The sequence below is a fragment of the Blastomonas sp. genome (assembly GCF_041747255.1).
Classification (GTDB): domain Bacteria; phylum Pseudomonadota; class Alphaproteobacteria; order Sphingomonadales; family Sphingomonadaceae; genus Blastomonas.
In genome coordinates this window covers 1-2410 of sequence record NZ_JBGTFM010000386.1, presented here as the reverse complement: position 1 = coordinate 2410, position 2410 = coordinate 1, and the positions used below count along the sequence as shown (strand labels likewise).

The following is a 2410-nucleotide window of genomic DNA, read 5'->3' as shown; positions in this document are numbered from 1 at the left end:
CGCGCAGCCCACCGGTCATGCCGCGCGCGGGGTCAGCGGCGCGCCTGCGACCAGCCCGACCAACGTGCATCTGGCGGTGGGCAGCGACAGTCCGGCGGCACTGATGGCAGGCATCGCCACCGGCATCTATGTCACCGAACTGATCGGCATGGGCGTAAACGGCGTCACCGGTGATTACAGTCGCGGCGCAAGCGGCTTCATCATCCGCAACGGGGCGCTGGCCGAACCGGTTAGCGAAATCACCATCGCGGGCAATTTGGTCGATATGTTTGCCGCGCTCATTCCGGCGGATGATCTTGATTTCCGTTATGCGGTGAACACGCCGACGCTGCGCATCGACGGGATGACGGTCGCGAGTGGTTAAGGTCTCGCCCGACACGATCCGCCACATCGTCGAAGAGGCCAGCATCATCGCGATGGCCGCTTATGCCCGCGCCGGGGATGACCTCCAGGTGTGGGACAAGCTGCCAGGCGAACCGGTGAGCGAAACCGATATCGCGGTCGACAATTTCCTGCGTGATCGGCTGGGGGCTTTGGTGCCCGATGCGGGCTGGCTGTCAGAAGAAACCGCTGATGACACCGACCGTCTTGGCCGCGCGCGGATCTGGCTGGTTGATCCGATAGATGGCACCCGCGATTTCGTGCGCGGCCGCGCTGGCTGGGCAATTTCTGTCGCGCTGGTTGACGAAGGGCGGGTGGTGATGGGCGTGCTCGCTGCCCCGGCGCGGCATGAATACTGGATCGCGGCGCGGGGACGTGGAGCGTTTTTGAATGGCAGGCGGTTGAAGGCCAGCCAGCGCACGGCCTTTTCCGGCGCGCGGGTGCCGACCGATGCGCTGCCGCGGGCGGACATCGACCTTGCGGTGGTCGAAAAACCCAACAGCATCGCGCTGCGCATGGCGATGGTCGCCGATGACCGCGCCGACCTGCTGGCGACGCTGCGCTGGGGCTATGAATGGGACATCGGCGCTGCTGCAATCATCGCCGAGGAGGCCGGTGCCAGGGTGACCGACGCTTTGGGCCAGGCGCTGCGTTTCAACAAGCCACGCGCCAATGCCTTCGGCGTCCTGTGCTGCGCGCCGGGTATCCATGAAGCGGCGGTCGAACGCCTGCGCGAGCGCGCGGTAAAGCTGTCGGCGGACGGGGGCAGCTACGGCGTGGTGCTCGATTAGACCTGTTTTTCAGGGGGCGACCCCGATCACGCCATTGCATTGCGAGCGACTGCGGCTTCCGCGCCGTCACGTTTTTACAGGTGTGCCTATCAGATTGGACCTCATCGATCTTCTGTTCGCATTGACGTGAAACGGCGGGAAACATAGCATGTGAAGCACAGACGCATCGCGCAGTGCGTAGCTTGCCCATGAGAGCGGCGAGTCATCGTTTGCGTCCCTCGCGTCGAGCGCTCCACCAGCTTCTATCAGTAGTCGAATGCTTTCGAGAGTGCCGTATGCGGCTGCGCGGTGTAGCGCCGTCTCGCCGCGGGTCCGCACATCACGCATGAAACTTCCTGTCTCCACCCCCGGGTTGGTCACCGCGTTGACTTCCGCCCCCGCTGCGAGCAGCACTTTCACCACACATTCATGCTCGGCACTTGCAAAGCTGCTCAGCGCAGCATGTAGGGGTGTTTCACCGGTGTCCGGCAGAGCGCTTTGCGGATTCGCGCCTTGTTCGATGAGATATTCGCACAACCTCCAGTGCCCATGAAATGCCGCACCATTGAGATCGAAGTTTGACCCAAGCAACGCCAGAGAGACCCCCCGACTTTGCAAAAAACGAATTGCCGATACATCACCAAAATAGGAGCACCAGTTTATCAGAGCGGCACCATCAAACGTAGCAAGAGCATCGCCCCCACCCTCGATCCAATCGAAAACGAGGTCAGTGCGGCCTGCTGCGATGCGACTGAGCATAGTGAACCCTTCCTATCGATCATAGGGCTTCCAGAGAATTGCTTGCCCCTGCACTCAAGGCAACGGCTCAATCGTCGTTTGTAGCCGCCGCCCAGTCTGAATCAGCCGGAACAGTGCACACTCATTGCCGGACGTATGCGTAACCAATGGAACAGCCAAAAGCTGACGGGCCTTCGCGACGCAACCCTCTTTTGCCCGCTAGCGCCCCCTCAAACCGATGCAATCCGTTTGACCACGCTGTTGTCGGCCTCTTCGCTGTCGGCGGTGGCGATGTCGGACAGGTTCATCCAGCACAGGTCGTGGTGGGTCAGCACGCGGCCATCGTGCGCGCGGATCGAGATCGGCAGGATCGGCCGGTGATCGCGCTCATCGACCAGCACCGGATTTGACGGCACCCCGCTTTCCCATTTCTCGCCCCACTGGCGCAGCGCGATCATCGTGGGCAGCAGATCATGGCCCTTGTCGGTCAGCCGATATTCGATCTTGCGGCGGTCATCGAC

4 protein-coding genes are annotated in these 2410 nt (G+C 62.2%); 2 read left to right on the top strand and 2 right to left on the bottom strand.

The genetic code is table 11. The features are described 5' to 3' along the window. Positions 1–364 (top strand): metallopeptidase TldD-related protein (locus ACEW8G_RS13080; RefSeq protein ID WP_373488849.1); only part of this gene is annotated, 364 nt, incomplete at its 5' end. Positions 365–416: 52 nt separating this feature from the next. Beyond that, complete coding sequence (locus ACEW8G_RS13075; RefSeq protein ID WP_373488850.1) at positions 417–1172, top strand: inositol monophosphatase family protein; 756 nt, start codon at positions 417–419, stop codon at positions 1170–1172. Between the two features lie 66 nt (positions 1173–1238). Here the strand turns inward: ACEW8G_RS13075 and ACEW8G_RS13070 are convergent, their stop codons facing one another. Together ACEW8G_RS13070 and ACEW8G_RS13065 are read right to left on the bottom strand one after the other, a co-directional pair. Then, complete coding sequence (locus ACEW8G_RS13070; RefSeq protein ID WP_373488848.1) at positions 1239–1910, bottom strand: ankyrin repeat domain-containing protein; 672 nt, start codon at positions 1908–1910, stop codon at positions 1239–1241. A gap of 209 nt (positions 1911–2119) precedes the next feature. After that, on the bottom strand, positions 2120–2410 hold a 291-nt coding region (locus tag ACEW8G_RS13065; protein ID WP_373488847.1), incomplete at its 5' end, for a winged helix-turn-helix transcriptional regulator.

Bases quoted from the DNA above. Each gene is read 5' to 3' on its own strand.
- ACEW8G_RS13070 (WP_373488848.1), bottom strand. From the start codon at position 1,910: ATGCTCAGTCGCATCGCAGCAGGCCGCACTGACCTCGTTTTCGATTGG.
- ACEW8G_RS13075 (WP_373488850.1), top strand. From the start codon at position 417: ATGGCCGCTTATGCCCGCGCCGGGGATGACCTCCAGGTGTGGGACAAG.